At 63.5% G+C, this 1,235-nt stretch carries 1 protein-coding gene; it reads left to right on the top strand.

Annotation, left to right across the window (positions count from 1 at the left end):
• The coding region (locus AB0K82_RS44575) for a PDZ domain-containing protein (protein WP_364409832.1) at positions 1-945 on the top strand (945 nt) is incomplete at its 5' end.
• Between the last annotated feature and the right edge of the window lie 290 nt (positions 946-1,235).

The raw sequence follows: 1,235 nt of genomic DNA, 5'->3' as shown, positions 1-1,235 counted from the left end.
AATCGCCGCGCCCGCTTCCTGCTCGGCGGCGACCTGCCGAAGGATGCCGACACCGTGACGGTGGCGATCGAGACACGAACCCACCTCCCCATTGTCGACGCCGAGCTATGCGGAATCCCGGTCAAGGCATTGCTGGACACCGGCGCAAACGGCGACGTTCATCTGGTTCCCGAACAAGAGGGGCTATGGGAATGTGCCGCCCCGGTGCGCAGCAACATTCGCGGCATCGGTGCTGGCGGCCCGGTCATCAGCGAACTGGTAAGCGTGCCTGCGGTACGAATCGGGAAACGCCTGATGGGGCCGGCAACGGCATCGATCGACCCCGAAGGCGGGCCGCTTTCCAATCGTGGCATTCCCGCTTCGATCGGAACCGGATTGCTTCGACGATCCAACTTCGTGCTCGACGCAGGGAACAGCGCGCTGGCCTTCTACGGCTCCGACCGCACGGCCCGAGTCACCGATCGTCCGAGAATAGGCATCCAATACCGTCCCGACGGGAAGGGGCTGCTCATAACTCATATCATGAAGGCCTCGCCCGCTTCGCAGACGATCCTCAAACCCGGCGACCGGATCTGCTCGCTCAACGGCAGGACCATCGAAGCACTTGCGGGAAAATATGGCGATATCAGTCCCCCGGTCGGAAAGATCGCCAGGGTCGGCGTCTGCGCCGGTCCGACGGTTTCGATCCTGGCCAGCGACTATCTGGCCTTTCCGGGAGTCCCGGACATCGCCTTTCCAGCCGGAACTCCTGCGGTTCCCGAGCCGGCCGGTGTCGGCCGCGTCACCGAGGCCTTCGCCCGCTGCGTGAACCTGTCCGGCGAGGAGATGGCGGAGGCCTGCTCGATCGTGCTGAACGCGCCCAGGGTAGCGAATTTCTGGAAGGAAACCGCTCGCAAGCGGCAGGCGACGGCGTTTCCGAATGCCGCAACGCCGGGGATACCGTGACGCCGCCGCCGGCTGGACTATGCGCTTCACCAAGACCCGCCAGTTGCCCACCGGGATGCCGATCGCGTCCTCAGGCCAGAGCACGGCAGGATCATCCCAACGTCAATGGAGGAAGAGCCGGGAGAAAGTACGATTTGACCAAAGTCGCCTGAACATCATCCAAATTGTCATTCGTCAGAGAAGGATATTTCCATGCTTCGCGAACTTACTATGGACGAGATTGGATCCGTAGCCGGCGGCCGCATGCAGGACCGCAGCCCCATGCCGAAGCCCACGGGCCCGGACGTGAC

Source organism: Actinoallomurus sp. NPDC052274 (assembly GCF_040679475.1).
Lineage (GTDB): Bacteria > Actinomycetota > Actinomycetes > Streptosporangiales > Streptosporangiaceae > Actinoallomurus > Actinoallomurus liliacearum.
This window is presented reverse-complemented; position numbering and strand designations above follow the sequence as displayed.